This window comes from Pseudoalteromonas sp. Z1A2 (assembly GCF_011378755.1).
Classification (GTDB): Bacteria; Pseudomonadota; Gammaproteobacteria; order Enterobacterales; family Alteromonadaceae; genus Pseudoalteromonas; species Pseudoalteromonas distincta.
Genome location: NZ_WTKX01000022.1, coordinates 37,542 through 64,076, shown reverse-complemented (window position 1 = coordinate 64,076; position 26,535 = coordinate 37,542). Strand labels below are relative to the sequence as shown.

At 36.1% G+C, this 26,535-nt stretch carries 23 protein-coding genes; 2 read left to right on the top strand and 21 right to left on the bottom strand.

Translation table 11 applies throughout. The annotated features are described in order from the left end of the window. Positions 1-2: 2 nt before the first annotated feature. The 8 genes from rfbC to wecA form a co-directional block, all read right to left on the bottom strand. Positions 3-548 (bottom strand): dTDP-4-dehydrorhamnose 3,5-epimerase, encoded by a 546-nt coding sequence (gene rfbC / locus GQR47_RS15005; protein WP_165723980.1) that lies wholly within the window; start codon positions 546-548, stop codon positions 3-5. Between the two features lie 11 nt (positions 549-559). Beyond that, a complete protein-coding gene (rfbA, locus tag GQR47_RS15000; protein WP_165723979.1) occupies positions 560-1,471 on the bottom strand; it encodes a glucose-1-phosphate thymidylyltransferase RfbA in 912 nt (303 codons plus the stop codon). Positions 1,472-1,517: 46 nt separating this feature from the next. After that, complete coding sequence (locus GQR47_RS14995) at positions 1,518-2,951, bottom strand: lipopolysaccharide biosynthesis protein (RefSeq protein ID WP_165723978.1); 1,434 nt, start codon at positions 2,949-2,951, stop codon at positions 1,518-1,520. Positions 2,952-2,953: 2 nt separating this feature from the next. After that, on the bottom strand, positions 2,954-3,604 hold the full coding sequence (locus tag GQR47_RS14990) for an ABC transporter ATP-binding protein (RefSeq protein ID WP_154903953.1): 651 nt from the start codon (positions 3,602-3,604) through the stop codon (positions 2,954-2,956). Positions 3,605-3,627: 23 nt separating this feature from the next. Continuing rightward, positions 3,628-4,413 carry an ABC transporter permease gene (locus tag GQR47_RS14985; protein ID WP_154903954.1) on the bottom strand — a complete coding sequence of 262 codons (786 nt, stop codon included), beginning with the start codon at positions 4,411-4,413 and terminating at the stop codon, positions 3,628-3,630. Next, positions 4,414-6,141 carry a polysaccharide biosynthesis/export family protein gene (locus GQR47_RS14980; protein ID WP_154903955.1) on the bottom strand — a complete coding sequence of 576 codons (1,728 nt, stop codon included), beginning with the start codon at positions 6,139-6,141 and terminating at the stop codon, positions 4,414-4,416. Between the two features lie 7 nt (positions 6,142-6,148). Continuing rightward, positions 6,149-6,475 (bottom strand): DVU3141 family protein, encoded by a 327-nt coding sequence (locus GQR47_RS14975; RefSeq protein WP_002958461.1) that lies wholly within the window; start codon positions 6,473-6,475, stop codon positions 6,149-6,151. A 111-nt stretch (positions 6,476-6,586) separates the two neighbouring features. Beyond that, the gene (wecA, locus tag GQR47_RS14970; protein ID WP_165723976.1) at positions 6,587-7,618 is read right to left on the bottom strand and encodes a UDP-N-acetylglucosamine--undecaprenyl-phosphate N-acetylglucosaminephosphotransferase; all 1,032 of its coding nucleotides are present in this window, start codon (positions 7,616-7,618) and stop codon (positions 6,587-6,589) included. Between the two features lie 469 nt (positions 7,619-8,087). Here wecA and GQR47_RS14965 point away from each other — a divergent pair, with 469 nt between their 5' ends. Both GQR47_RS14965 and GQR47_RS14960 read left to right on the top strand, forming a co-directional pair. Beyond that, positions 8,088-9,458, top strand: a complete 1,371-nt coding sequence (locus GQR47_RS14965; RefSeq protein ID WP_165723975.1) for an MBL fold metallo-hydrolase — start codon at positions 8,088-8,090, stop codon at positions 9,456-9,458. A gap of 192 nt (positions 9,459-9,650) precedes the next feature. Beyond that, positions 9,651-10,787 carry an acyltransferase gene (locus GQR47_RS14960; RefSeq protein ID WP_165723974.1) on the top strand — a complete coding sequence of 379 codons (1,137 nt, stop codon included), beginning with the start codon at positions 9,651-9,653 and terminating at the stop codon, positions 10,785-10,787. A 196-nt stretch (positions 10,788-10,983) separates the two neighbouring features. On the opposite strand, the gene GQR47_RS14955 is transcribed toward GQR47_RS14960, so the two are convergent. The 13 genes from GQR47_RS14955 to GQR47_RS14895 form a co-directional block, all read right to left on the bottom strand. Further along, on the bottom strand, positions 10,984-11,913 hold the full coding sequence (locus GQR47_RS14955; protein WP_165723973.1) for a KpsF/GutQ family sugar-phosphate isomerase: 930 nt from the start codon (positions 11,911-11,913) through the stop codon (positions 10,984-10,986). Then, a complete protein-coding gene (gene kdsB, locus GQR47_RS14950) occupies positions 11,910-12,668 on the bottom strand; it encodes a 3-deoxy-manno-octulosonate cytidylyltransferase (protein WP_240915898.1) in 759 nt (252 codons plus the stop codon). Before kdsB ends, GQR47_RS14955 begins: the two co-directional genes overlap by 4 nt. Before the next feature lie 32 nt (positions 12,669-12,700). Then, entirely contained in the window at positions 12,701-13,561 is an 861-nt protein-coding gene (locus tag GQR47_RS14945) for a hypothetical protein (RefSeq protein WP_165723972.1), read from the bottom strand. An 8-nt stretch (positions 13,562-13,569) separates the two neighbouring features. Beyond that, positions 13,570-14,883 (bottom strand): lipopolysaccharide biosynthesis protein, encoded by a 1,314-nt coding sequence (locus GQR47_RS14940; RefSeq protein ID WP_165723971.1) that lies wholly within the window; start codon positions 14,881-14,883, stop codon positions 13,570-13,572. Positions 14,884-14,961: 78 nt separating this feature from the next. Further along, positions 14,962-16,896, bottom strand: coding sequence for a nucleoside-diphosphate sugar epimerase/dehydratase (locus tag GQR47_RS14935; RefSeq protein WP_165723970.1), 1,935 nt, complete (start codon positions 16,894-16,896; stop codon positions 14,962-14,964). 164 nt (positions 16,897-17,060) lie between these two features. Next, on the bottom strand, positions 17,061-17,609 hold the full coding sequence (locus tag GQR47_RS14930) for a sugar transferase (RefSeq protein ID WP_165723969.1): 549 nt from the start codon (positions 17,607-17,609) through the stop codon (positions 17,061-17,063). Beyond that, entirely contained in the window at positions 17,602-18,513 is a 912-nt protein-coding gene (locus GQR47_RS14925; RefSeq protein WP_165723968.1) for an NAD-dependent epimerase/dehydratase family protein, read from the bottom strand. Before GQR47_RS14925 ends, GQR47_RS14930 begins: the two co-directional genes overlap by 8 nt. A gap of 31 nt (positions 18,514-18,544) precedes the next feature. Continuing rightward, positions 18,545-19,360: a glycosyltransferase gene (locus GQR47_RS14920; protein ID WP_165723967.1), complete on the bottom strand. Its 816-nt coding sequence runs from the start codon at positions 19,358-19,360 to the stop codon at positions 18,545-18,547. Between the two features lie 59 nt (positions 19,361-19,419). Further along, the gene (locus tag GQR47_RS14915; protein ID WP_165723966.1) at positions 19,420-20,631 is read right to left on the bottom strand and encodes a hypothetical protein; all 1,212 of its coding nucleotides are present in this window, start codon (positions 20,629-20,631) and stop codon (positions 19,420-19,422) included. A gap of 11 nt (positions 20,632-20,642) precedes the next feature. Further along, the gene (locus GQR47_RS14910) at positions 20,643-21,725 is read right to left on the bottom strand and encodes an EpsG family protein (protein ID WP_165723965.1); all 1,083 of its coding nucleotides are present in this window, start codon (positions 21,723-21,725) and stop codon (positions 20,643-20,645) included. A 160-nt stretch (positions 21,726-21,885) separates the two neighbouring features. Next, a complete protein-coding gene (locus GQR47_RS14905) occupies positions 21,886-22,737 on the bottom strand; it encodes a glycosyltransferase family 2 protein (protein ID WP_165723964.1) in 852 nt (283 codons plus the stop codon). Positions 22,738-22,822: 85 nt separating this feature from the next. Beyond that, positions 22,823-23,776, bottom strand: a complete 954-nt coding sequence (locus GQR47_RS14900) for a Wzz/FepE/Etk N-terminal domain-containing protein (RefSeq protein ID WP_165723963.1) — start codon at positions 23,774-23,776, stop codon at positions 22,823-22,825. A gap of 62 nt (positions 23,777-23,838) precedes the next feature. After that, entirely contained in the window at positions 23,839-26,517 is a 2,679-nt protein-coding gene (locus tag GQR47_RS14895) for an SLBB domain-containing protein (protein ID WP_165723962.1), read from the bottom strand. Positions 26,518-26,535: the final 18 nt, after the last annotated feature.

Genomic DNA, 26,535 nt, shown 5'->3' with positions numbered 1-26,535 from the left:
TATTAAAATTTCGGGGCGTTTTTAAAGCTAAGGCCGGCTTCGTCTTTAGCTGATAACTGCGGTAACTTACCTTCAACTAATGGCCAATCAATATTTAGAGTTGGGTCGTCCCATTTCATTGATACTTCAACATTTGGGTTATAAACGTCAGTACATTTATATACAAATTCGGCGGTTTCGGTAGTTACATAAAAACCATGTGCAAATCCTTCTGGTACCCAAAGCTGCCGTTTATTTTCAGCCGACAGTAATACCCCAACCCACTGCCCAAAAGTTGGCGAACTTTGGCGCATATCTACTGCTACGTCGTATACTTCACCTTGCGTTACACGTACCAATTTACCTTGGGTATTTTGTGTTTGGTAGTGTAAGCCGCGCAGTATACCGTGCGCCGATTTACTGTGGTTTTCTTGCACAAAAGTGCGCTCGCCACAGTGTTGGTTAAATAGCTCTGTGCGAAAAGTTTCCATAAAAAAACCGCGCTCGTCACCAAATACTTGTGGCTCAATAATTTTTACATCAGGGATGCTAGTTTCAATAAATTTCATTTTAATGCCTATTAAAATACAGTTTGATCTAAAAGCGATAATAAGTACTTGCCATAGCCTGATTTTTTAAGCGGCTTTGCTAGCTTTTTAAGCTGTTCTGCATTTATGTAACCCATGCGGTAGGCTATTTCTTCTGGGCAGTTAATTTTTAAGCCTTGGCGTTTTTCTATTGCGCGAATAAAGTTAGCAGCATCAAGCAAATCATCAAGTGTACCTGTATCTAACCAAGCTGTGCCACGGCCCATTATTTCTACGTTTAGCTCTTTATTAGCGAGGTATTGGTCTATTACGTCGGTAATTTCAAGCTCGCCTCGCTCAGATGGTTTTACGTTTTTAGCAAACTCCACTACGCGACTATCAAAAAAGTATAACCCTGGTACAGCGTAGTTAGATTTAGGTTTATCTGGCTTTTCTTCTATTGAAATGGCTTTGCCATTTTGGTCAAATTCAACCACACCATACGATTTAGGGTTTGAAACATGGTAACCAAACACTGTAGCACCTTGCTCGCACTCAGTTGCATTTTGCAGTGATAATGATAAATCGTGACCGTAAAACAGGTTATCGCCAAGCACAAGTGCCGCGCATTGGCCTTGTAAAAAGTCTTCAGCTAATAAAAATGCTTGCGCTAGGCCATCTGGACTTGGTTGCTCTTTGTATTCAAATGTTATACCCCATGCACTACCATCGCCTAGTAGCTCTTTAAAGCGAGGTAATTCAGCGGGGGTCGAAATAATTAAAATTTCGGTAATACCTGCCATCATTAAAGTAGATACCGGGTAAAAAATCATCGGTTTATCGTAAACTGGCATTAGTTGTTTACTTACTACTTTTGTAAGCGGATATAAGCGAGTACCCGAGCCGCCCGCTAATATTATGCCTTTGCGTGCCGACTTTGTGGCAGGTGCTTTTAAAGAGTGCATATAGAATCCTATCTATTAATTTTAATTAAACTTTATAACTTGAAGTTTACCTTAGCTCTTTTACTGTGGCTAAAACTATTTTACCAATACCAAACAGCATTAACTGTAATACAGCAAAGAGTAAAATATTGTATAAGGTAGCTGGGTATTTATTGTTTTGTGGTAGCGTGGCTGACTCAACCACTACTAAATATTTAAGCTGCCTATAAGCCTCTATTCTGGCTTTATCAAGCGATACCTCAGAAGAGGTATAACCTTTAAGCGCTAGCTCTAACTCAATTTTTAAGTCAGAAAATTGCGCAAGCACTTCACTTACAGAGGTTCCATTATTTTTAATATTACTATTGGTGCCTTGCTGAGTAGAAAGCCTATCTCGCTCTAGCTCTAACTGGGTTTTAAGAGCGCTAAGCTCCGACGCTAACATAACTACTTGCGGGGCTTTTTCGGTCATGGTTGAGCGTAGCCCTTTTAGCTCTGCACTTTTAGTGGCTATTTGCCCCTCAAGCCCATAGGTTATTTGCTGCAGCGCCATGCCTTCGGCTTCTGGGTCGAGTAAGTTATTTTTTTGCTGAAACGCAAGAGTGTTTTTTTGTGCGTCGCGTAAGCGTTGCTCAACTTTTGCATGCTCTAATCGTATAAACTTTAATTGCGCATCAGCTAGTTGGTGGCCTATTGAATTTATATACCACTCTGCGCGGTTAACTATTGTTTGCGTTAGAGTGTTTGCAAATTCAGGCGTAAAGCCCTGGGCTAATATTTTTAGTACGCCTGAGTCTTCGTCTATTTCAATAGTGGTGTGGTCAATGTAATAACTTAGTAGGTCTTCACTGCTAGCGTTGCTACTTAACCCCGTAAAAATATCGCCATGCTCTTGGTAATGTGCTTTTAAATTACTGTGTTGTTGCAGGTAGTTAAGCATGTCTTGCGAGTGTATGTACGCTTTAGCTATTTCGGTATCGGCTGTTGAGTTACCACCCACACCTAGGCCACTAAGTAGCGCCATTGACGGGTCCATTGTTGCCATGCCGTCGGGCTGCTGAATTATTAATTGTGCACGGCTCTCATATCGTGGGGCTGCTAAAACGAGTTGGTAAAAAGCAAATAATATAAAAGGCACAACCAATAGTACAAACCACGGCTTAGTAAATAAGTGTAGGCCGCGCTTATTATTTAACCTAGCCATAGCAGCTTGCTTTACGTTTGGTTTTGCATTTTGCTCGGTAGAGGTACTTGATTGCGTTTGCTTTGCTTTGCTATTTATTTTGTCAGTAAGCCTAGCTAACTCTTTATTTATTTGCTCGCTTTTAGGTTTTAAATTACGAGCGCGCTGCATAACACGCCTTGCTAGGTATATATCATTTTGTTCAACCCGTTGAGCAAGCCCTATTAACTCCTCACCATTATCCCAAATGGCTTTATCGGTTTTTAACCCTAGCTCTGTAAAGCGCTGTTCTATTTTTTCTACCGCTTGTTGACTCATAATTATAATGCCTGGTAATGAGCAATTCCTTGCTCTAAATCGTTGTAAAAAGTAAGTTCACCTTGGTGCAATACAATGGCGCTATCACAAAAATGGCGTAGTTCGTCCATTTCGTGGCTTACCATTATCACATTAGCATTTTTACTTTTTTGTGTGAGGGCTTCGCGCGTTTTTTTTCTAAAGTTTGCATCGCCTACCGAGGTAACCTCATCTATTAGGTATACGTCAAAATCTATACCTATTGAACAAGCAAATGCTAGGCGGGGTTTCATGCCGCTAGAGTAAGTTTTTACTGGTAAATCAAACTTTGGACCCAGCTCGGCAAATTGGCGTACACGGCGCACGTATTGGTCTAAGTCGGCAACACCGTTAATCATCCCTATAAAGCGGGCATTTTCGGCACCGCTCATTTGCGGGTGAATCCCTGTGGCAAGCGCTACCGGCCACGATAAGTGAAGGTCGGTAATAATTTCACCTTTATTAGGGTATTCGCTGCCAGCAAGCATTTTAAATAACGTAGATTTACCTGCGCCATTAGAGCCTAAAATAGCAATGTTATGGCCGCTAGGTATTTCAAAGCTTATATTTTTAAAAATATATTGGTTACCTAACGTAGAGGGGTAGTACTTGGTAACATTTTGCAGCTTAATCACTTAATACTCCTTGTTGCATAAGGTTACCTGCTTAGCGCCTGTTTCCACGAAACGTGGTAAACAGCTAAAGCAAAAAACAATAATACAATCGTACAAGCTAATAAATAAAACTCACTTACTGCCTCTGTAGGGTAAGTGCTATAAGCCGCATGACGAGTTAACTCTATTGCATGCAAAATTGGGTTCCAATCTAAATATGGCCAGTACTCTTTAGGTATATCCTCCATCGAAAAAAATACACCCGATATAAAAAACAAAGGCCTAGTTAAAATACTTTGCACTTTAGTAATTTCAGGTACATAACATTGTCCAATAGCAAATAGTAACCCCAGTGACAACGCTATAATCCATACTGCAAAAGCGTTAGTTATTAAAAATAATGGATTGTCTATATTAATATCCATTTTAAATAAAAACATAAGCAATAATATAAGCAAAAATACAAATAGCTTAACGAGTAAATAAAAACAACTACTGGCTAATACACTACTAATTGGCTGCACTTGCCTAAAGGCAAATAAGGCTTTATTTTTTTTTATTGAATTTGCTGAGTTATTTAAAGTTTCTAAAAACAATTGAATTAACAGCATGCCGTACATCATAAATTCGAATGTGGGCACTGTATGCGAGTCACTACCTGAGATCAGGCCGCGTAAGTACGATAGTAAAAATATAAAGCTTAATGGCTGAAATATCGCCCACGATAAACCAAATTTATCGTTGAAGCCTGTGCGGATTTCTCGTACAAAAAGGGCAAATATAACGTCGCGCCATATTGCCCAGTTATTACGTTTAAGTACTGTGGTCATTTAGGTGGCCACATTTGCCGCAATAGCAATTTGATAAATTATTTGCGTTATATCTTTAACCGATTGCAAAAACTTAGTGTCGACTTTTGGTAATACTAATATTTGATCCCCTGGTTTTAAGTTGCCGTAGGCGTCTACGTCTATCATGCCGTTAGGGTGTATTACCATTATTTGCTCGTAATTGGCGCGTTCGCTGTAGCCACCCGCCCATGCTATGTAGTCGTCAATTGTTGCATTTGGGTTATACACTAGCGCTTGTGGCATAAGTACTTCGCCGCCTATGTGTATTAGGTCTGTTTTGGCTGGTATGTGTATTACATCCCCCTGCTCTAAACGAATATTAGCTACTTGGCCTTGATCTGAAATTACAACCTTGCCAAGCGGAATCGCTTTGCGGGCACGTTCTGTAAATTCTAAAATCATTTTACCTTCTTCGGCTCTTATTTTAGCTTCTCCGTCGGACGACGCTGGGGCGGTAAATATGCTGCGCTCTAATCGGTCTAACGCTTGGTCAATCATTTCTTTTTGTTTTTTAGCTACGCTTTTACGCTGTATATAAATTGACTTGTAGTCAGCAAGGTCTTTATTTATTTGTATATTGGCAAGTAAGTCGTGCAAGCGTGTGTTATTTTTTACTGCAAAGTACGAAGGCCCTAAATAACTGCCAGCTACCTGAATGTCGAGTACTTGAGCACGTATATCGTCGTTAAAAATAAGGCGGTCGCCATCTTTAAGTGTAAAGCTTTTAAACTCGTTGTAAGGTAAGTAAACCGAAAATGGGCCTGTTTTACGATCGCCTACTATTCCTACGTGGCTTACTTTAGCAAGTGGCAAGGCAAATTTTGCTAGTTGCTCTCCCGTTGCTTGATTATCTTTAAACTCAAACCTAAATGGTGCTCTTACACTTCCTGATACAACAACTGTTGCCTTTTGGCGCTCAACTAAAATTACGTCGTTGTCTTTAAAGTTAAACTTAGGGAGGTAACCACTTAGTATAAAGTCGTATAGGTCAATATTTTGAATTACTTTATCGTCTCGTAATACCTTTATAGAGCGGTAACTGCCTCGCTCAGAGTCTATTCCACCGGCTCGCTTTAAGTAGTACAAAATACTGTCGGAAGCTATACCTGCATATTGCCCAGGACGAACAATGCTACCACTTATGTAAACACTCACTGGCGTTGCTGTAAGTAAGTTTACGTATATTTGTACGCTACTTTTATATACTTCTTTTATTTTATTACTTACGTAACTATTTAGCTGGCTTGCTTTTACGTCTGCTACGTATACAGGACCTACATTAGTTATAAATAAATTACCTTGGTTATCAACCGTTATAACTTCTGATTGATTTATTGCACCCCACAGCCAAATAGAAACTTTGTCGCCTGGTGCTATTGTATAATCGTCGTTTAAACCATCTTGGCGCTCACTTTCGTAACCACCGGCAAATAAGTTTGCACCATATGGAGGTGGTAAGCCAAGCTCTGGAGTAGGTAGTAATTCAGCCGCTGACATTTCGCCTGGCAATAATGTTCCAGAACGCCCTTGTTTATTATATGTTCCATTTTGTAACGCAGTATTAGGTAGTTGCGTTTGAGTTGTACCTGCGCTTTCAAGCTGGCTTAAAGACATTTGTTCTGCTGCAGTAACATTAGCGCTAAATAGACTAAAGGTAGAGCAGGTTAATATTAAAAATGTTTGAAATATTTTGCTTAGCATGTTCATAAAGGGCTTAAGCTCCAAAGCTAATTTGGTTGTTTTTGTTTTCAATTACTTGAGGCGTTACTACCCATTGCTGGTTGGTATTTTTACACACAGCTCGACGTTCTTGTTCGGCTAATTGTTCTGCTCTTTTTAAATAAACCACTCTACAGTTTTCACCCAATGCTGACGTATATTGCAGGCCTAATGTAAACTCAATATTATTGTATTGCCCTGTATAGCCTTGCGGCTTAGAGTCTAATACATCACTTAAATACGTGGGTAATGCGCTAGCACTGTTAGATTTTATTGGTTCGTCTATTAGAGCACGTGTGGCATGAAGAACAGGGGGTGACATAGCACAGCCTGTTAAAAATAGAAAAGGGAGAAGTGATACTATAACTTTATTATTTTTCATTATTTATTTTCTAATCTATTGGTAAGTAACAAAATAAAATCCTTGATGTGGCTAAATTTTCGTTAGCTTTTTCCATACTTGTTTAGTAATTGCCGAATAACACATAAAAAACAATAAAAAAGACACTAGCATTATCCATTCAGCTACAGCATAAACTTCAGCCAAACAACCTAGTAGGGCAAGTATACTTGCACCAGACGAAATAACAATAAGCGAAAATCGATGGCTGTAACCTGCTGCTTCAAAAATATGATGCAAATGCTGTCTGTCAGCCTGAAAAGGGGATACACCTGATTTGACTCTTCGCATTATTACTGTTGCCATATCCATTAAAGGTACAGCAATTATATACAAGGCAGTTACAGGTCTTAATGCTGGGGCATCTAACTCTATTCCTATTACCATAAGCCAAACTAGAGTTAAGCCTATGAGCATATTGCCTGAGTCACCCATAAATATTTTTGTGACTGAACTGTGTAGTTTAAGATTAAATATTAAATACCCTAATAAGGCAGCAATAAATAAAAAAGGCAGCAAATACCATGCATTAGTTACTCGACTTAGTAAAAACGCCAAAGCAGTAAATGCAACTACACTAAGTAAACCGACTAATCCATCCATGCCATCCATCATGTTAATAGCATTGATTCCTGCAATAATGGCAATAACCGTTAATACAATTCCAAACCCTGCTAATTTGAGTTCAAACCAACCTAAAATATATCCTAAGCTGTGTAAGTAGATCTCTGTTCCAAATATAACTAACGAGGCTACAAGCACTTGCGCAACAAGTCGGATTTTTACCGAGAGTTGATAACGATCATCTAAAGTACCCAAAAAAAGTACCAACGCTGATGCAACTAAATAAATATTTAAGTTTCGGCTGTGTTCTATAAATAACATTGAAGTAATTAATACGGCTAAATAAATTGCAATTCCGCCAACTAAAGGGATGTTTCCTTTATGTATTTTTCTATCGCAAGGGAAGTCAACCAACCCTGTTTTTACAGCAATAGGATTAATCACTTTTATGGCAACAAGTGAGATAATAAACGTAATTGAGAGAGGGAACCAAAAATCCATTATGTATCCATATGTGTAAAAGTATAGCTAAAGCGCAACGAATATGTACTTCTCATAAGTATACAAAACCTTTACATTTATGCATGGCTAATTACAACTATATTATCAAGACAATGCACGTAAAACACATGATTTATCACTAGTTTTGTAATGATTTATTTTTCCAATGTTAAAAATAATACCACAAATAGTTGTTTAAAGTACTTCAATACTATTACAGCTTTAATTCTATCTCTCGATAACCGACCATAGCGTGCAATCAACAGTATGGTAAATAAATATGGTTAAATATAGCCTGAACGTTGATCTACGACAGTTAAATTATAAATAACTTAGGAATTAAGTTTTAATAAAGAAAATATGCTTTCTTTATTATTAAAACACTGCGGCTATAGCCTACCTTGAATCTTTGTAATTTAACTTCTACTGTAAATATCATTACAAAAACGACTAATTACTGTGAGCCATCATGCAAATACTTCACCACGGAGCGGTTAATGGAGTTACCGGTTCGTGCCACGAACTGGTAATTAACGAGCAAACAAGTGTGCTTGTTGACTGCGGATTATTTCAGGGTGAGGATTCTAAAGCAGATCTTTCAATTGAATTTGATATTACCCATGTTACTGCGCTTATTGTTACCCATTGCCATATTGACCATGTTGGTCGAATTCCTTACTTGTTAGCAGCCGGTTTTAAAGGCCCTATTTTTACAAGTATTGCATCGGCCAGTTTATTACCTTTAGTAATAGAAGATGCTTTAAAAGTAGGTGTAACCCGCGACCCCAAAATTATAGCTGCCTGTTTAAGCTTATTAAATAAACGCATAGTTGCTGTTGATTATAAAACGTGGTTTGAACTGCCTTCCAAAGCGCCCGATAAAGCTAAGGCGAGATTTCAGCGTGCGGGGCATATATTAGGTTCTGCCTACGTTGAAATTGATATTACAAATAATGATAACAACAAACATCGCGTTGTATTTTCAGGAGATTTGGGCGCACCGTATACCCCGCTACTCCCTTCGCCTAAAGCGCCTTATAAAGCCGACACCCTAGTTATTGAATCAACCTACGGTGATAAAAATCATCAAGGCCGTAAAGAGCGTACAAAAACGCTAAAAAACATTATTGAACGCGCAGTAGCCGACAACGGCGTTATTTTAGTACCGGCTTTTAGTATTGGCCGCACACAAGAGCTGCTATATGAGCTTGAGCAACTCATACATGGCTCATCTAAAAAATCTAAGTGGCGAGACATTCACGTAATACTCGATTCCCCCATGGCAGCCAATTTTACTGAGCAATACAAAAACTTTAAACACTTGTGGGATAGCGAAGCTAAACGCAAAGTTGCAAAAGGTAGGCATCCGCTCGATTTTAAAAACCTAACTACGGTTGATTCACACAAAGAGCACATGGCTGTTATCAACTATTTAAGTACGCGGCAAACACCAGCCATAATATTAGCGGCAAGCGGTATGTGCACAGGGGGCCGAATAGTTAATTATCTTGAGCGATTTTTAAATGACAAAACCACCGATGTATTATTTGTAGGTTACCAAGGAAACAAAACGTTAGGTCGCGAAATTCAAAAATATGGCCCACGTAATGGGTATGTTTTTATAAACGATGCTCGCATTACTATAAACGCCAAAGTTCATACAATTAGTGGCTACAGCGCCCACGCCGATCAAAAAGGATTAATTAAGTTTGTAACGGGTATGCATAAAAAGCCAAGCCATATAAAAATTGTGCATGGCGATGATGATGCAAAAAACGCCTTAGCGGATAAGTATAGAGAAGCTTTGGGGGGGAGTGTAGCAGTGGAGATTGGTAAGTAACCTCAAGTACAACAACTTAGCACTCTGTACCCATTATTAAAAAAGCCAAATAATTTTTAGCGATAACCTCCTCTCCAAAAAGTATATTATTTAATATCTGGAGTAATAACATAATAAAATTACACTCCATACCCCTAGCGATGTTGTACAATACTGGACTTTAAGTCCAATATATAAACTAGGAAGCAAGCTTTGCAAACTGCATTAAACGTAACAATGCCAATATTATCATTTTTAATATGCATTTTAACTGCTTACATTTTAGGTAAAACACCTGCATTTAATTTTCTCAATGCAAGAAAAAACCGCTTTAAGAGCCTTGATGGTATAAGGGGGTTTTTAGCTTTATCAGTTTTTTTTCATCATTTTGTAATCACGTATTATTGGAAAAAAACTGATATTTGGGCATCGCCTCCCGAAAATATGTTTGATAACTTCGGCAGTGTTGGTGTCGCTATTTTTTTTATTATAACTGGCTTCCTATTCATATCTAAAATAACTAAAAAAAGCACAACTAACTGGGTATCCCTTTATAAATCCAGGTTTTTTAGAATCGTTCCTTTGTATGTGTTTACTTTGGTAGTTATTTCATTAGTTGTATTTACCAGCTCTAAATTTAATTTGCAGGTGTCAATCCCGATGCTTATTAAAGACTATATTAAATGGGGACTATTTCACGGAGGTAGTATAAATGGTTTTACAGATACTCGAAAAATTATTGCCGGTGTAGATTGGACCCTTAAATATGAGTGGTTTTTTTATCTCTGTTTACCACTAATATCATTATGCATAAACAAACTAAAAAAAGTCGGTATATTTTTATTAATTGCAACTACCCTAATATTATTTTTTCAGCCGTTATATATTTTTTCATTTAAAACAAGCTATTTAATTTTCTTTAGTATTGGTGGCCTTGCTTCCTACTTAATAAAAAACTACAAACCCAATTTTAAGATAACAGGTAAAATAGCTTCAACCATTAATCTTCTGTTTATTATTATTGCAATGCTTTACCCAAATACATTAGATATTTTTCACGTTTTTACTATAGCTATTGTTTTTTTACTAACGCTATTAGGCAACGATCTTTTTGGAATATTTACATTGCGTTCTTCTATTATCTTAGGTGAAATTAGCTATAGTATTTACTTACTCCATGGAGTTATTTTATATCTCTTATTCACGGTAGCATTTCCTCTTGAAGCTTCAAGTAGCCTGTTAAGTGACTTTTTACTACTCATGCCTTTGACTTCAGTAGCCGTAGTTTTAATATCAGCAGCTACTTTTTTATTGATTGAAAGGCCTTGTATGAGCATTGGTAAAAAATAAAGTCATTACCGTTAACATTTAAAAAATGTACTTTGTAGTACTGATTTTCCTCCCAAAAGGAATGGCCAGATAGAGCTATTACTTAAAGGCGACAAAACAAAGCCTGAATATTTAGAGGTTATTTAACGAGAGGCAGTAGAAAATTGCTGTCTCTCGCTCTAATAGTAAGTAAGTATAATAGTAAATACAGTGGTTTTTATTTTTTTAAAATACCGATTACCTTTTTATTATCACAAACTATTAAACTATTTATTTTATTATGTTGCATTGCTTCATACGCCATTGCTATTGAAACATTCGGTGCTATTGAAACTGGGCTACTATTAGCAATATGCTTAGCCTTTAAGTCAAATAAATCTTTACCATACTTTTCAATTGCTCGACGTAAGTCGCCATCAGTTATCAAGGATTTAGCTTCATCGTCACACATTACCAAAGTGAGCCCTAATGCCCCTTGAGACATAATGTTTATAACTTCTGTTAGTGGTGTATCTTCATTAACTAAGGGTAAGTTTTTAGAAACCATTTCATCACTAACTTTACTGAGCAACTTACGCCCCAAACTCCCCCCAGGATGGAAGCGAGCGAAATTTTCAGGCTGAAAGGAGCGTGATTCCATGAGTGCCACAGTCAATGCGTCCCCCATTACTAACGTTGCAGTTGTAGAAGATGTTGGCGCTAACTGTAATGGGCACGCTTCCTCAGGCACAGATATATTTAAATGGTAGTGTGCATGATTTGCTAGGGTTGAATCTGGGTTGCCCGTTATTGCAATAATTTTATTATTATTATCCTTTAAAAATGGTAATAACTTTAAAACTTCGAGTGTTTCACCAGAGTTAGATATTGCAATAAAAACATCTTCAGGAGTAACCATCCCTAGATCACCATGAAAAGCCTCACCAGGATGCATAAAAAAACTAGGTGTTCCTGTACTCGCAAAAGAAGCAGCTATTTTTTTCCCTATGATTCCTGACTTACCCATACCACAAATAATGGTTCGTCCAGTTGTATTTAAAATTAATTGCACGGCATAATTAAATTCATCATCAAGCTGTTGTTCAACTGCCTTTAACGCTTCTATTTCTATCTTTATTACGCGCTGAGCTACTTCATAACTACTCATATATGCTCCATTATAGCTTTTACATTCAAGTAATCACTTTCGGTATCAATACCATGAGGGATATCACCTAAGTATTTCATTACACCGATTGTTAACCCGTTACTTAGTGCGCGTAACTGCTCTAGTTTTTCACTTTTTTCTAGCGCAGATTCAGGCAAACCACATAGCTTTTGCAGTACTTTAACATTATACAAATAAATACCTATATGACGATTTGCATGGGATAAGCTTTCAGGGGCATCTCGGTCTACTGGTGCAGGGCTACGGGTAAAATATAAAGCTTGATTATTTTCTGTAACAATTGCTTTAACTACATTTGGATTAGTGAAGTCTTCATAATCATTTATCGCAACTGATGCTGTACATAAGTCAAACAGGGGGTTCATTTTACTGAAACTTATAAGCTTTTTTATTAAAGCTGATGGGATTAATGGCTCATCACCCTGCACATTAACGACTAAAGTATTTTCGCTCCAACCTAATTTTGTAGCAACTTCGCTTACTCTATCGGTACCACTTGCATGTGTACTTTTGGTCATTACCACTGGCAATTGTAGTTGATTTGCTTTGGTCTCGATACGGCTATCATCTGTAGCTATAACTATGTCCTTGATACTAATGCCTGCTTCTAAAATACGCTGAGTAACGTGCCAGAATATAGGTTTTTTATTTATTTCTAATAGTGGCTTAGCTGGTAGCCTTGTTGATCCGTACCTTGCCGGAATTACTACTTTAAAATCCAGAGGAATATCCATTATTACTGCCCATACGGTTATATCACCTAATATTATTTAGTGATTCGATAATGACGGCCTAAACAATATGCTTTTAGTACAAAATGAATGTCTAACGGCCCTTTTTTTAGCCCTGCAAGTCTTTGTAAGTTAACAAGAGCAAGACGCAACAGTCTATACATAGATTTATAGAAAGGGGAATAATAACGCCACTGTAAACCTACATCGTAGCCCCTTTCTTTAGCCCTAAAAGCTGTAATTTTTTCAGGCTCATTTTCTAAGCGCGACAACGAGTGACTGAGGCCGCTCATTAGTTTTAAGTTATTATTTTGTTCAAGTGCGTTTAATCTATAGCAAAAAGTAGTATCAACGCCATATAGATAAAATTTACTATCGAAAACATCATTATAAACCGACTTTAGTTTTTCCGTGACCTCACACCCAATAACTAAACCACTCCCTATGGCTAAAATATCATCATTATGCTTACATTTATCATTAATAGACCTAACCACTTTATAATTGATTTTAGGGCCTTCTACTTTACCATTGAATAATATGAGTGGAAAACCGACCTGGCTTTTATCTAAAGAAAATGCATTTTCTAAATAAAGGTCATTTAATTGGGTGTCATCATCTAAAATAATATATTTTTGAGCTATATTTTTGTTTATAAAGCGATTATAAATTTTAGCAAGAGACTCATTCTCAACAGTTTCGATAACTTCCACTTCAAACCCTTTAAGCATAAAAGGTTCTAAGTTTTTATTAATGAGTTCGTCTGGCCCGTTATTCCAGACTGTTAATTTACAATTTTGAAAATTCAAATTGGACTCGAGTAATGTTGATAGTGTTTTAGAATCCGAAATTTCTTTTTTAAAAAGAAGTACAACGATTGCAAGTTTACTTTGCATTTTTATACCTATGCTTTAAGTGTAAATATTGACATTGCTATACTTGTTGCAAAAACAGGCAACATTTTCATTAAAAAGGCAATGGGAGATTTATTGAAAACCTTTATATACAATAATAAATAAGTTTGGATGAAGTTAATATGCATTGCTATAACTAAATACCATGAAATTAGTAACATATCTTTTTTTACTACTCCCATAATTATAGCTAAAATCATTACTACTGCTGACAAACAACCACTTAAAAAAAGTACACCTGTCTTATCCATTGCTTGAAAAAAGCTTCCGCTAGTAGACGCAACCACTTGTACAGGTATCGAAATAGCTAAAATTTGAATAATAGGAATAACAGCAATCCACTGCTCTCCTAACATAATAATTACTATCCAGTCAGATAAAAAAAACATTCCAATGCCAGCAAAAATAGCAATTATCGATAGTTTAAAGGTGAATGCTGAATGTATTTTTTCTACCTTTATTTTATCTCCTTTATTTTTACGAATCACAGGTTGAATTGCTGGTGTCATAGCGAAAGTTAAAACCATTAGTGGGTACTTCATTAGTTGATATGATTTATCATATATCCCCAAAGACGAAGCACCAATAAATTTACCAATAAGAATATTATCGAGGTTCCTAGAAAAGAAGTTTATAAAATTAAAGCCAAATTGATACAAGGAGAATGACAATAAAGGCTTTATTGCAGAAAGTTTACTTCCTAGTTTAGGCCTACCAAATTCGGTTTGATTTGAGTAATAATACTGAACTAAAAACGATATTCCCGCACTAGCTAAGTATTTAGCCGATAAAGCATAAATTGGTTCAACAACAAAAGTTAAACCATACGCAATAGAAGTAGAGATAACTTCTGAACACGTACCAACTACTGCAATTTTATAAAATGCTTGTTCTCGAAGTAAAAATGCATTGGGTACTATAGTTAAAGCAAAAAAAACTAATGATATGGATACAAAAGGGACTACCTTATCAACATCCTGTATTTCATAAAATGAGACCAAAAACACACTCAGGGCACTAAAGCCAACAGCTAATATAAGCCCTACTAATAGTGTTAACGAAAATATTCCATTTTTATCATTATCGGACAATGCCGATAAATTAATAATTGCAGGCCCTAAGCCGGCTTCTGCCATTAACTGGAAAAACAAGTAAAACACCATGATCGCGGCGACTATACCAAATATCTCAGGTGTAAAAACGCGAGCTAAAAGCATCATTGATAAAAGATTAACAGCATAGACTGAATATCTACCTATTACACTTTTACTAATCGCTTTGTATAAAACTTTACTTTCTTTCATTTATTTTGCCTAGCAGTCAGTGCTAGCTAATCCAGACTGCTTAATACGCTTCATATTGGGTAAGAAACTTGTTAATAATTACAAACTCTTTGTTTTGGGTAACAAAGAGATTATTGAATTGTCCATATTTTTTTCCTTCCAATTCAGATCGCATATTCCATCTGTAGGAGAAAAGGCAGTTGGAGCTTGTAGCAACAGCTTGCGAATTTCAAGATGATCAGACTTATCGCAAGCTGATTTAAGTTTAACTAAAAATGGCTCTAACTCTGCCCAAGGCATTTTTACTTCTTGAGCACTCAATATTCTTGGATGGTCTGTGCCAATTACATTGTCACCGATTAAAAGCTCCTCAAAAAGCTTCTCTCCAGGGCGTAACCCTGTACACCTAATTTCTATATCACCATCCGGTCGCTTATTATGTTTAACTTCAAGCCCTGACAAATGCACCATTTTAGTGGCTAAATCTTTTATTTTTACAGGCTCACCCATATCAAGGACAAACACATCACTCCCTACCCCCATTGCACCTGCTTGAATAACTAGCTGAGCTGCTTCTGGAATTGTCATAAAGTAACGAGTTATGTCTTGGTGGGTTAGTGTTATTGGACCACCCGCTTTAATTTGCTTTCTAAACAAGGGAACCACTGAACCAGATGACCCAAGCACATTTCCAAACCTTACCATTGTAAAGCGTGTTGTCGTTTGAATTTCAGACAGTCCTTGCAGAACGAGTTCTGCCATGCGCTTAGTAGTACCCATTATATTAGTTGGGCGAACAGCTTTATCTGTAGAAATTAATACAAATGTTTCTACATTTGTATTAATTGCAGCGGTCGCTAAGTTATAAGTGCCATAAATATTATTGCGCACTCCTTCTACAACATTATGCTCTACTAGTGGTACATGTTTATAAGCCGCTGCATGGTATACAGTTTGAACATTAAACGTTGAGAATGTTGATTCAACGAGCTTTTTATTTTGAACGGACCCCAAAATTGGTAGTATTTCGATATTTAGATTGTTTGTAGCGTTATACTCTGACAGCTCTTTTTCAATTGCATATAACGCAAATTCAGACAGCTCAAACAAAACTAGTTTGATTGGATTGTTTTTTACTATTTGCCTACACAATTCTGAACCAATTGAACCACCGGCCCCCGTTACCATAACTGCTTTATTAGTTATATTTGCAGACATAAGATCTTGTCGTGGTTGAACTGAATCACGACCTAGCAAGTCATCAATTTCAACATCTTTCACTTCATCAAGATTAGTTGTTCCCGAAACAATATCTGCCATGCCTGGTATTGTCATAACTTGTAATTTAAATTTTTCTATTGCGTTAAGGACTTCTTTTCGACGACTTCTTGATGCGCTAGGAAGAGCAAGTAAAATTTTACTCGCACACTTTTGCTTTGCAACCTCAGCAATTTGTGACGGAGCATAAACACAAACCCCTTGAATTAGCGATAAATGCTTTTTAGGGTCGTCATCAATAAATGCAACTGGTGAGTATTCAGGGCCATTTGCTAAGGCAGTTGCTAATTGGCGGCCAGCAGAACCGGCACCATATATAATTACTCCCTCTTTGCGACGCATGGTAATTTGCCCAACGACGGCACGTACTGTGAGCCTCGCACCGCCAACAAATAAAATACAAAAGCTAGCGTAAATAAAAGGAACGGTGCGTGGTACGGGGGCACTAAGAAAAAAGGACAATACTGTCAAAAAGACGGTTGAGAGTATAACCCCAGCAATTATTGCCCACATGGCTTGTGTGTTCATATAGCGTAACACAGCCCTATACAGCCCAAGTTTAACAAAACTTAATAGGCTAACCGGTAGCAAGGCGGCAAGTAAAATCCAAGTATGTGTATTCTTTAAAACGGCGGTGCTGTCTAGCCTTAGTAAAAAAGCGAGCCAAAAAGCAACTACTATAAAAATGCTATCAATAACAAGTGATACAATTCTTTTTTTGGGGCGGGGCAAATTAACTAAAAATTTTAAAAACACAATACAATTCCCTGAAGTTAGCAGTGATACCACTATTCTATTAGTTACAATTTTACTACAAGATGAACAGCTATTGCACTTAATAATTTAAGACTATAGACACAAGGTAATATAGTCTTTATGTATTTGGTTATTTTTTGTAACTTTGTGTATTTTAAAGTTTACTACTTAACTCTATCGCCACTTCCTTTTCCTACCACTGTTTGAATGATGTAACTGAAATAGTTTTTTATATTTAATGTGTTAATCATTTCTTGATCTGTTTCGGCTAACAGTTGTGGCGTCGACATATCAATCTCATTAACTTGCGCTAAACCAGTAATACCAGGGCGAACATTATATATATTTTTAGCATCGCGGGCTTTTGTTAATTCGCTTTGATTAAACAAACCAGGGCGTGGACCTACTAAGCTCATCTCGCCTTTTAAAACATTCCACAACTGTGGTAGTTCATCCAGTTTTGTTTTACGTAAAAAGCTACCAAACGCTGTAATTGAAGCAGTGCTTGCTAAGTGGCTTGCAACAGATGCAGTGTCTACTTTCATTGTTCTAAACTTAATTAGAGTAAAAGGCTTTTTGTGCCTCCCTACTCGCTCTTGCATAAAAATTGGGGAGCCGGTATCAAATAAACCGATTATGTATAAAATTATTAAAAATGGCATTGCTATAACTAAACCAAACAATGCAAAAATAAAGTCGAGTGTTCTAATCATGTATATCTCTGTTTAGCAGGGGCATAGCTGCATTTATTGTGTAGGGCGGTGTCCAATTTAATAATTGAAACATATTGCTCGAATCTACTTCTAAATCATCAAATAATTGCTTACTTAATGTTGTTTTGCCTAATAAATTAATAGCAAATCTCATTAAAAACACAGGGACAGGAAGATGCAAAAGAGTTTTATGAATACCATTTGCAATTGAAGTCGAAAACTCCTTAGTAGACACAACTTGACCATCTGATGCTAAAAATATTTGTCCTGCAGCTTTTTCGTGCTTTAAGCACAAAAAAATAAAATCGGCTAAGTTTTGCACTGAAATAAAGCTTCGTTTATTTTTAACTAAGCCGAAAGGTAATATACCAAATTTATTAATCATTTTTAACAACAAGCTAAAGCTACCAGGCGCTTCTTTTCCATATACTAAGACAGGTCGAATTATAACAACTTCTAGACCAGTATATTTAGAGATAGCCTGTAGCTCTTGCTCAGCGTTATATTTTGACCTTGCATAATCGTTATGCGGGTTTGCAATATCTGTAGGTTTAAAAGGCTCTTCGCGAGAATTCAAACCATTTACACCTATAGTGCTAATAAATATAAACCGCTTAATATTAGCCTTAGATGCTTCGTTAGCTAAATGCGTCACTAATTTAGTATTATATAGTGTGTACGTTTCAGAATCTGTAACGGCTTTATGGGCTACACCAGCTAAATGTATGAATGACTCACATCCAACTAAGTGCTCAGCCTTAACATCAAACAAGTCATCATATTTAATGTACTTATTTGATTTTATGCTTTTTCTTGTTAGTGCTAATACTTCAATGTCATTAGGGCAGCCTATAAGTAACTCTTTACCTATAAAACCAGTTGCACCTGTAACTGCTACTTTCATATTAACTCTCTATTTTTAATAACATTAATCACTACTTTATTTTTCGAGACAAAAGATAGACTAGGTAAAGCAATTTTTGCGGGAGTAATCTAGGTAATGAGCGCACTATAAAATAAAAATACGATTTTACAGCATACTGAGGAAATAATTTAGCTTTTTGCTTAGCAAGCTTAGCCTCGTACGTTACATACTTTAAGCCAGTACGGCGCGACATCATTTCTTTACCCGCACGCGCCTTCACAAGGGTTTGTTGGATATTGTATCCCTTATGACCGCTGCTAAGCAGACGTAACCATAAATACCAATCTTCCATTGACATCATATGTTTATAACTACCAACAGACATAACAGCACTTTTTTTAAACATAACGCTTATATGATTAAAGGGATTGCGCGAAATTCCACCTTTAATTATGTCATCGTTAAACTCTTTTACATAACGAGTTGCTATATAATTCGTGCTTTCGCATTCTATTTCATCAATAAATGAGCCACAAAAAGCAAGTGATGGCTGCGCTTTAAATATAGCTAATTGTTTTTCAAAACGTTCTGGTACACATAAGTCATCGGTGTCCATTCTTGCAATAAGTTCGTAAGAGCATGCTTTTAACCCTTCGTTTAAAGCATTGCCAAGGCCTACATTTACTTGTAAAGGAACTAACACCATATTCAGTTGAAGTTTCCATTTATTTATTACATCCATTAAGCCTTGTTTAATAGGGCCATCGAGTACAAGTACTACCTCTGATGCTCTGACCGTTTGATTATATAAGCTTTCAAGGCACGCATTTAAATATATAGGGTTTTCTCTATCATAAATTGACATTAAAACCGAAAAGTCAGTCATTCATTTTTTCCTATAAATACACAGTCAGTAGAGCACAAGAACGAACGCACTATAAACTTTTACTTACTCGCTAACGCAAGCAGTTTATTAAATTCTTTTTCACTAATTAACTCATCTGAAAAATAGTCAAAATCAACGAGGTAATTATGTATGTAGCTAAGTACCCTTGAAAAATCGAAATCGCTATAAATGGCTCGGCCATAAACTTTTAGCTCTTTATTGTAGATAAGTGCTTCTAGTCCAACAGTTGAATTTATAGTCACTACCACTTTAGCCTGTTTTATTAACTCAGTCGTATTACTATTAACGATTAAAAAGTCATATTTCTCTTTAAGCAATACATAATCTCTTAAAATTTCAGGATCAGTCTCCGCAGGATGAATTTTTACATACAGCATGCAATTACGTTCTTTAGCTAACGCAACCGCTTTTTCAATAGCTTGTTGGTTATTTATATCGCTATTTAAAATTAACTGAGAGTCATACCTTACTTGCGTAGGGAAAAATATATAATCACAGCTCAAGTCAGCATCATCAAAAGTTAGATCTGAACTAGATTTAGATTTAAATAATGTTAAAACAGAGGTGATTTTTTTTATTAGTGAAATTTTATCTTCTTCTCTTGTTCCCCTACCTAACAGACTACTAAAATAATCTAATACGTAAGCTTTAATAAATTTCGGCTCTAACTTCCCTTGCGGGATTGGATTATTTTTATAGTTTTCGTACACTTTAACCCAACGCTGATGTTCTTCCACATCCACGGGATCGAATGTATCTAGCTTTTTTGCATCAAAGAACAAGCTTGATTTTGCATTTACACCTAATCGGTCAAAAATCACTTTTCCTGGTAAATTACTTATTTCACAAAAAAGAGTTTTTACATTTTTATTAGAAAAATGGTCTATAAATGCTTTTTGCGATGCTGAATTACCATTGAATACAATAGCAACTTCAACTTCTTGGTAGTTTAATTGAGTCAAAGCAAGACGATCTCTTATCATCGTATAAACTTTCTTTGCATGTGCCACAGATTGACTACCACGGTAAACATAGGTCAGATTTGAAAAATCTGTTTCTGGAGGCATATCATTGCAATTGTTGGCTTGCTTTTCGTTTTCATTAAATAAAAAAACTTCAAAGTCTTTCTTTAAAAAACGGTAAACAGAGTACTTTGTGGTATAAAAAAGAAACGACTTCCCTTTTATACCCTTTGCTAATCGATAGAAAAATGTAGCTCTATCAAAGTTATCAACATAAATAACTATCATTTCAGTTTCCTTTACAACCTACCCACTGGCGGAGGCGCTTTTTTATATTCTTCATATAATAATTCATACATATTATTCGATAGTGAGTCCTGCGTAGTTGATTTAAGTGCGAGTACGCCAAATACAATTACATTTTGTGGTAACAAAAATATTGTAAATACCATTGAGTAAACAAAAAATCGATTAATAAAAATCCTCATGTGTTCGGCTGCAAGTATTACTATGGGTAAAAAGAAAAACATCCCAAAGTAAATGTAACGCTCAGCAAGCGTTCTTGAAAAAACAGCTAAAAATAACACAGGAAACATATATAAACTTACGTTGTACAGCATTTTGATTGCATATTCTTTTTTATCTATAAGCTCTTCATTACCGTATTTAAGTTTAAATTTACTTATAAAAACTTGACGAACCCTATACATTGCAAAAACAAATACGACTAACTTAATAAGTGCAATTAAAATAAATTCAAAATCTCTTCGCTCTATGTACTCACTCCAGGGGCCTGTTAAAAATGTTATTAGTTTTCTTTGAATATGATCTAAAAAAGGTAAAACATTAGCCATAGGGATTAACAAAAAGCCGACGATACCAACAACTAACAACACAGAAAAAAACACTTTATATTTATAAAAACGTTTTTTAAATAAGAGCACTGGAATAAACATAATAGAAAAAAGTATAGCTGCGGGATGTATAAGAGGAGCTAAAATTACAAACACTAATGCAGACTTCCTCCGTTGTGTGCATAATAAATATAAAGCTATATAGCTGAAAGAAAAAGACAGCATAGACTCAAAATTACCAATAGCAGTGCTTGGTAAAGTTACTATTGTAAGAAAAAAAAATAATAATAATTTTTTATTACTATTAAATAAAAATAAAATAGCAAACTTTAAACTTACAGCTAACATAATAAAATAATTTAAAAAAAGAGATAAGCCTGTATAAAATTGCGGCCCCATTTCAAAGTATTTTAATATACTAAACACGCTGTAGCGATAAAGTTTTCCTGTTGCAAGAATATGAATATCTGGTTTATAGAAAGACAAATAGTATCTTGAATAGTCACCAATATACGAAACAGGATCCATTGCCATTCCATAAAAAATAAAAAACAATGAAAATACAAAAGAAACTAATAGATAGTTTTTCTTATTTATTAAAAAAGGGATCGTAAATGAGACTAAAATAAAAGAAAAAACTGGATAATAAAAGCTCCCTAGTATAAATAGCACATACAAAAAAAAGCTTTTAACGTTTGAATTTAGCATAGATACCTGCCAAAAATAATAAGATACCTTCATACCATGAATACGAAATATCATTTTCAACTAAGGTTTTTTTATCGCATTTACTTAAAAGGTAAATCTTATTTTTAAGTAAATATAAGTGCTCCGATAGTGAAAGCTTGTATATGCTTCTCATATATATATCAAGAGTAATAAAAGCCTTTAAGCCTTTAATGTGTTGCTTTATAGTTTTTAGATCTGTTATTTGGCCTTCACCATGATCTTTATTCCAAAAAGCGACTGGATGATTAAAATATTTCACTTTTTGAGACTTAATCACTTCCATATGTAACTGAGTGTCTTGATATTTTGCTAATGATTCTAAAAACTTTATCTTATCAAATTCTGCTTTTTTTATTAATGATCCATTGGTATGTAATCCACCAATTGCATTAAAACTCGCGATGAATGTATCATCTTGTAACAGTTTTGGTTTTAATCCACTCCCTTTTACATGGCCAAAAGCAGCAATTAGTTCAGGCTGCTCTAACAGCTTATGTATTAAGAAATTAATTTTATCTTCGAAGTAGTAGTCATCATCATCCAAAAAAGATATATAAGTTCCATTGGCTAGTTCTGCCCCCCGGTTACGTGAAGCAGCCCCACCAAGTCTTTCTTTATTTCTCGAAATAGTTAGTGGGCAACTACCATTATAATTATCCAGCTGAACAGGTGTATCTGAGCAATCATCTATAACTATAATTTCTATATTCTTATAAGTTTGCTGACAAACAGATTCTATAGCACGCATAAGCATTGTACTTCTATTCAACGTTGGAATTACTACGCTTACTAATGATTCTTCAGTGCTCATAACTTTTACCCACAATAATACATAATGTTACAAGCGCTTTTTCAAAAACACCCATAAAATATAGTTTTAAGCTTTTATAAGCACTTTAATTTTGCTTTAAAAAGAAACGTAAAACTAAAAAGAAAAAACTTAAAACAACCCCCAAAAATGTACCTGCAATACAAATAACTGCTCTTCTAGGTTTAAATTTTTCTTCAGGGACTATTGCAGGATCTATGGTCTTAAATACATATTCATCACGGACATTAGCAAACATAATAGTTTTAGTTTGCTCCTCAACTAAGTTATAGAGGACACTTCTAATATCAGATACTTTTGTTTTTTCTAATTGTTCAGTTAAGAATTGGGTACTTTTGATAGCCTCAGCAACCTCACGTTGCTTTACTTCACGGTTAATATCTTCTATTAACCAGTTAACCCATTGCTGGGCTATAACTGGAGAAATATGCTCAACAGAAAGTGTAATAGTGGAGCTTTCTGGCTCTGAATTTGTATCAACTATTTTTGAAAATACTTTATAGGCTTCTTGCATTGATGGTTTAGCACGCTTTGGAGCCTTTACTTCTCGAATCCACTTATCTTCTAAAGGTAGGTATAATGCTTCATTATATGATATTGAGTTACTCGACATATCCCAACTTTTAGCTGCCATTAAATCGGGTAGTATTGCGTGCTTCTCAATAAAGTTACTGATAAATTTACGCGATTTTAATATTTCAAGTGCCAATTGAGTTTTATTTCCACTGCCTCCGCCAATATCTACTCCAGCTAGCCCTGCTAAACCACCAAACTCACTAGCTAAACCAGCCAAGCCATTTGACTCTTTTGATTCTGCTGCAATCAATACTGCTTCAGCCTTGTATATATTAGGTAGGTTAAGTGCATAAATTACAGAAGCCACAGCAAAAAAACTGGTCACTATAAAGATAAAGAGCTTCCCAGCCCATATGCTAGTTATTAGCTCACGTATGTCCAATTCATCATCTTGGTTATATGAAGCATTTGCCTCATATCCAACCTTGCCACTTTGTTTAGTCATTGCGTATTTATCACTTAATCTATTACTGAATAAAAATATGGTTAATTTTAGCTATAAATATTCTATATACTACTTATAGCAGCAACGGCTACGCCCAGCTGATAGAGAATCTGAGTTGCAGTGCTCCAAAGTGTAAGTCTATCCATATGATCTGCATTCATAGGTATAACAATCGTGTCACCTGGTTCTAATTGTTCTGCATTATTAGCTGCAAACCAGCCACCTGTATTTGGTATTTTAACTGAACCATTAGCTTTAATAATGTAAATTCGGTCTTCAGCCGCACGCTCTTTGAGGCCACCACTTAGCGCTATATAATCATCAACACTAACACCTGACTTATATAGATGTGACGTTGAGTAGTTAACTTCACCTATTACGCTGATTGAATCGCGCTTGCTTGGTACATAAAGTGTATCGCCATCTTGCAGTACTAAGTTTTGTTGATTATTTACAATTAAAGGTAAATCAATTACTAAACGTCCTACAGCTTCAACACTAGCTAAGTCGTTTAACAGCATGTTCATTTCTTCATAAGAAAGTGTGTTGCTACTTACCGAGTTTTGGAAGCTTTTAGAGGCAATGTCGCGGCGAAGCTCTGTAGATAAACGCGCTAACTGCTTTTCCTCTTGCTCTTTAATTGATGTACGGGTAAATACAGCTGCTTTTTGTTCTGCAAATTGTGAAAAACCACCCGCGCGATCAAGTAATTCAGTTAGCGTTTCACCGCGGCGTATAGTGTACGTACCAGGAAATTTAAGCTCGCCTTTTAATTCTACTTTTACGTTTTCTTGCCAATTTGGAATAGCGAATACGTTTATGCTGTCTTTGCTTTGTAACGTAATATTACTTTGAAGATCGCCCTTCATGGCGCTTTCAAGGTCAAATCTTAAGTGTTCTATTTTAGAACCATCGCTGGCTACAATACGTGTAATTTCAGCTTGTTTTACGTAGGCAGACTCCAGCAAGCCACCGGCTGCTGTTATTAAATCACTTACCTCACCACCAATCATTAGTGGATAAATACCAGGGAAAGTAACGTTCCCGCTAATCTCAACTAATTGCATAGCTTGCTGCACTGATGCTTGCTGCTTAAATTTAGCAATAATTGGCGCTAGTAAGTTATGGCGGCTAAATAATGCATAATCCTCAGGTTTGAGTTCTTGCTCTTCTTCTTCTTTTGCTTTGCGTTTAGAAATTTCAGCAATTGTTAGTATTTTATTGTCTTCAAGAACAAGCTCTTCGTCTTCTTGATTAACACCAATATATTTTTCGAACTCTTTTTGCTCAAACTTGTGCCATTGCTCTGCTTTTTGTTGCTGCTCTTGTTGCTCTTGGCTAAGGGCCATATTTGCTAGAGCTGATTGCTCAGCTTCTTTTTCTTCAAAACGACTAAATACAACTATCTTGTCATTAGCTTTAAGTTGTAAGTTGTTTTCAGGATTTTTAATAATCGCTTGAGCAACGTCGAACTGATGCGCTTCTATATCGCCGTTTACATTTATTTCGCGGATTACGAGGCCATAGCTTAAATCTGCTTGCGGTAGTAGGTCACCGCGTATAGATTTAAGTACATCTGAAATACGCTTGCCTTGGTACCATTGATAATTACCTGGGCGTGCTACTGCACCAATTAAGCTAATTGAATTTTGATATTGCGAGCTAACTGAATTAAAGCGAATACGGTCGCCATCTTGTGGGATATAGTTAATTTGTGGTTTTGAAAAATCGACCGAGAGTACTTCTTTACGATCGAAATTAAAGCGCTCTACAATTGCGCTTTTAGCGTATGCATTGGGTTTAAGGCCTCCGGCCATCGCTAATAACTGCTTAGCAGATTCGCCTTTTTTAAGTTCAAAAATAGCGGGACGTTTAACTGCACCCTCAACTGTTACTTGAGCGCCAACTGATGGAATAAATACAGCATCGCCCGGCTTTAATACGATATCGTTACTGCTATCGCCATTAATAAGTAAGTCGTAAAGGTCAAAGTTTGCAACTACGTTGCCTGCGCGTTTAACTTGAATATTACGAAGAGAAGCAATATCAGACACGCCACCGCTCACAAATAATGCGTGCGAAACGGTTGTTAATGAAGAAACGCTGTAGCTACCTGGCTTGTAAGCTTCCCCTAGCACTAAAATACGCATGCTACGAAGCTGACCAAGCGACACAAACGCTTTTACACCTATTACCTCTTGCTCTACTTTTACTTTTACTAATTCTTTAATTTCAGCAAAAGTTAAACCGGCCACTTCTACAGGGCTTAAATCTGGAATACTAATACGTCCTTCACGGTCAACTATGACTTCAACACTGTCACTTTCTTTACCATAAAAGTTTATTTTTAATTGATCGCCAGGGCCCACAATATATGTATCTGGTACTGCAGCATTTTCGCTTGGCATAAATGTAGTTGGTTCACCTGCAAACAATTCGTAACCGTATGGTTTTAATTCGTCTGTTTTTGGTTTAAAGCGCTCTTCATCTGTAAGCTTTTCTTTTTCAGGTTCTGCGCGCTCACCAATACTATTTTGCTGCTGAGTATTATTTTGATTATTAGATTGGTTTGTACCAGTGATCGTTGCTATATCAACACCGTATTGTTTTGCGAGGGCTTCTTGTTGAGCTTTAGGTAACTTTTTAAATTGCTCAATTTGAGACGCTGTTGGCGTAAAAGCCAAAGTACTAAAACTACAAAGTAGAATAAAAGCACTAATAAATTGTGTAAAAACTTTCACGAGTAGGTATATCCCTAG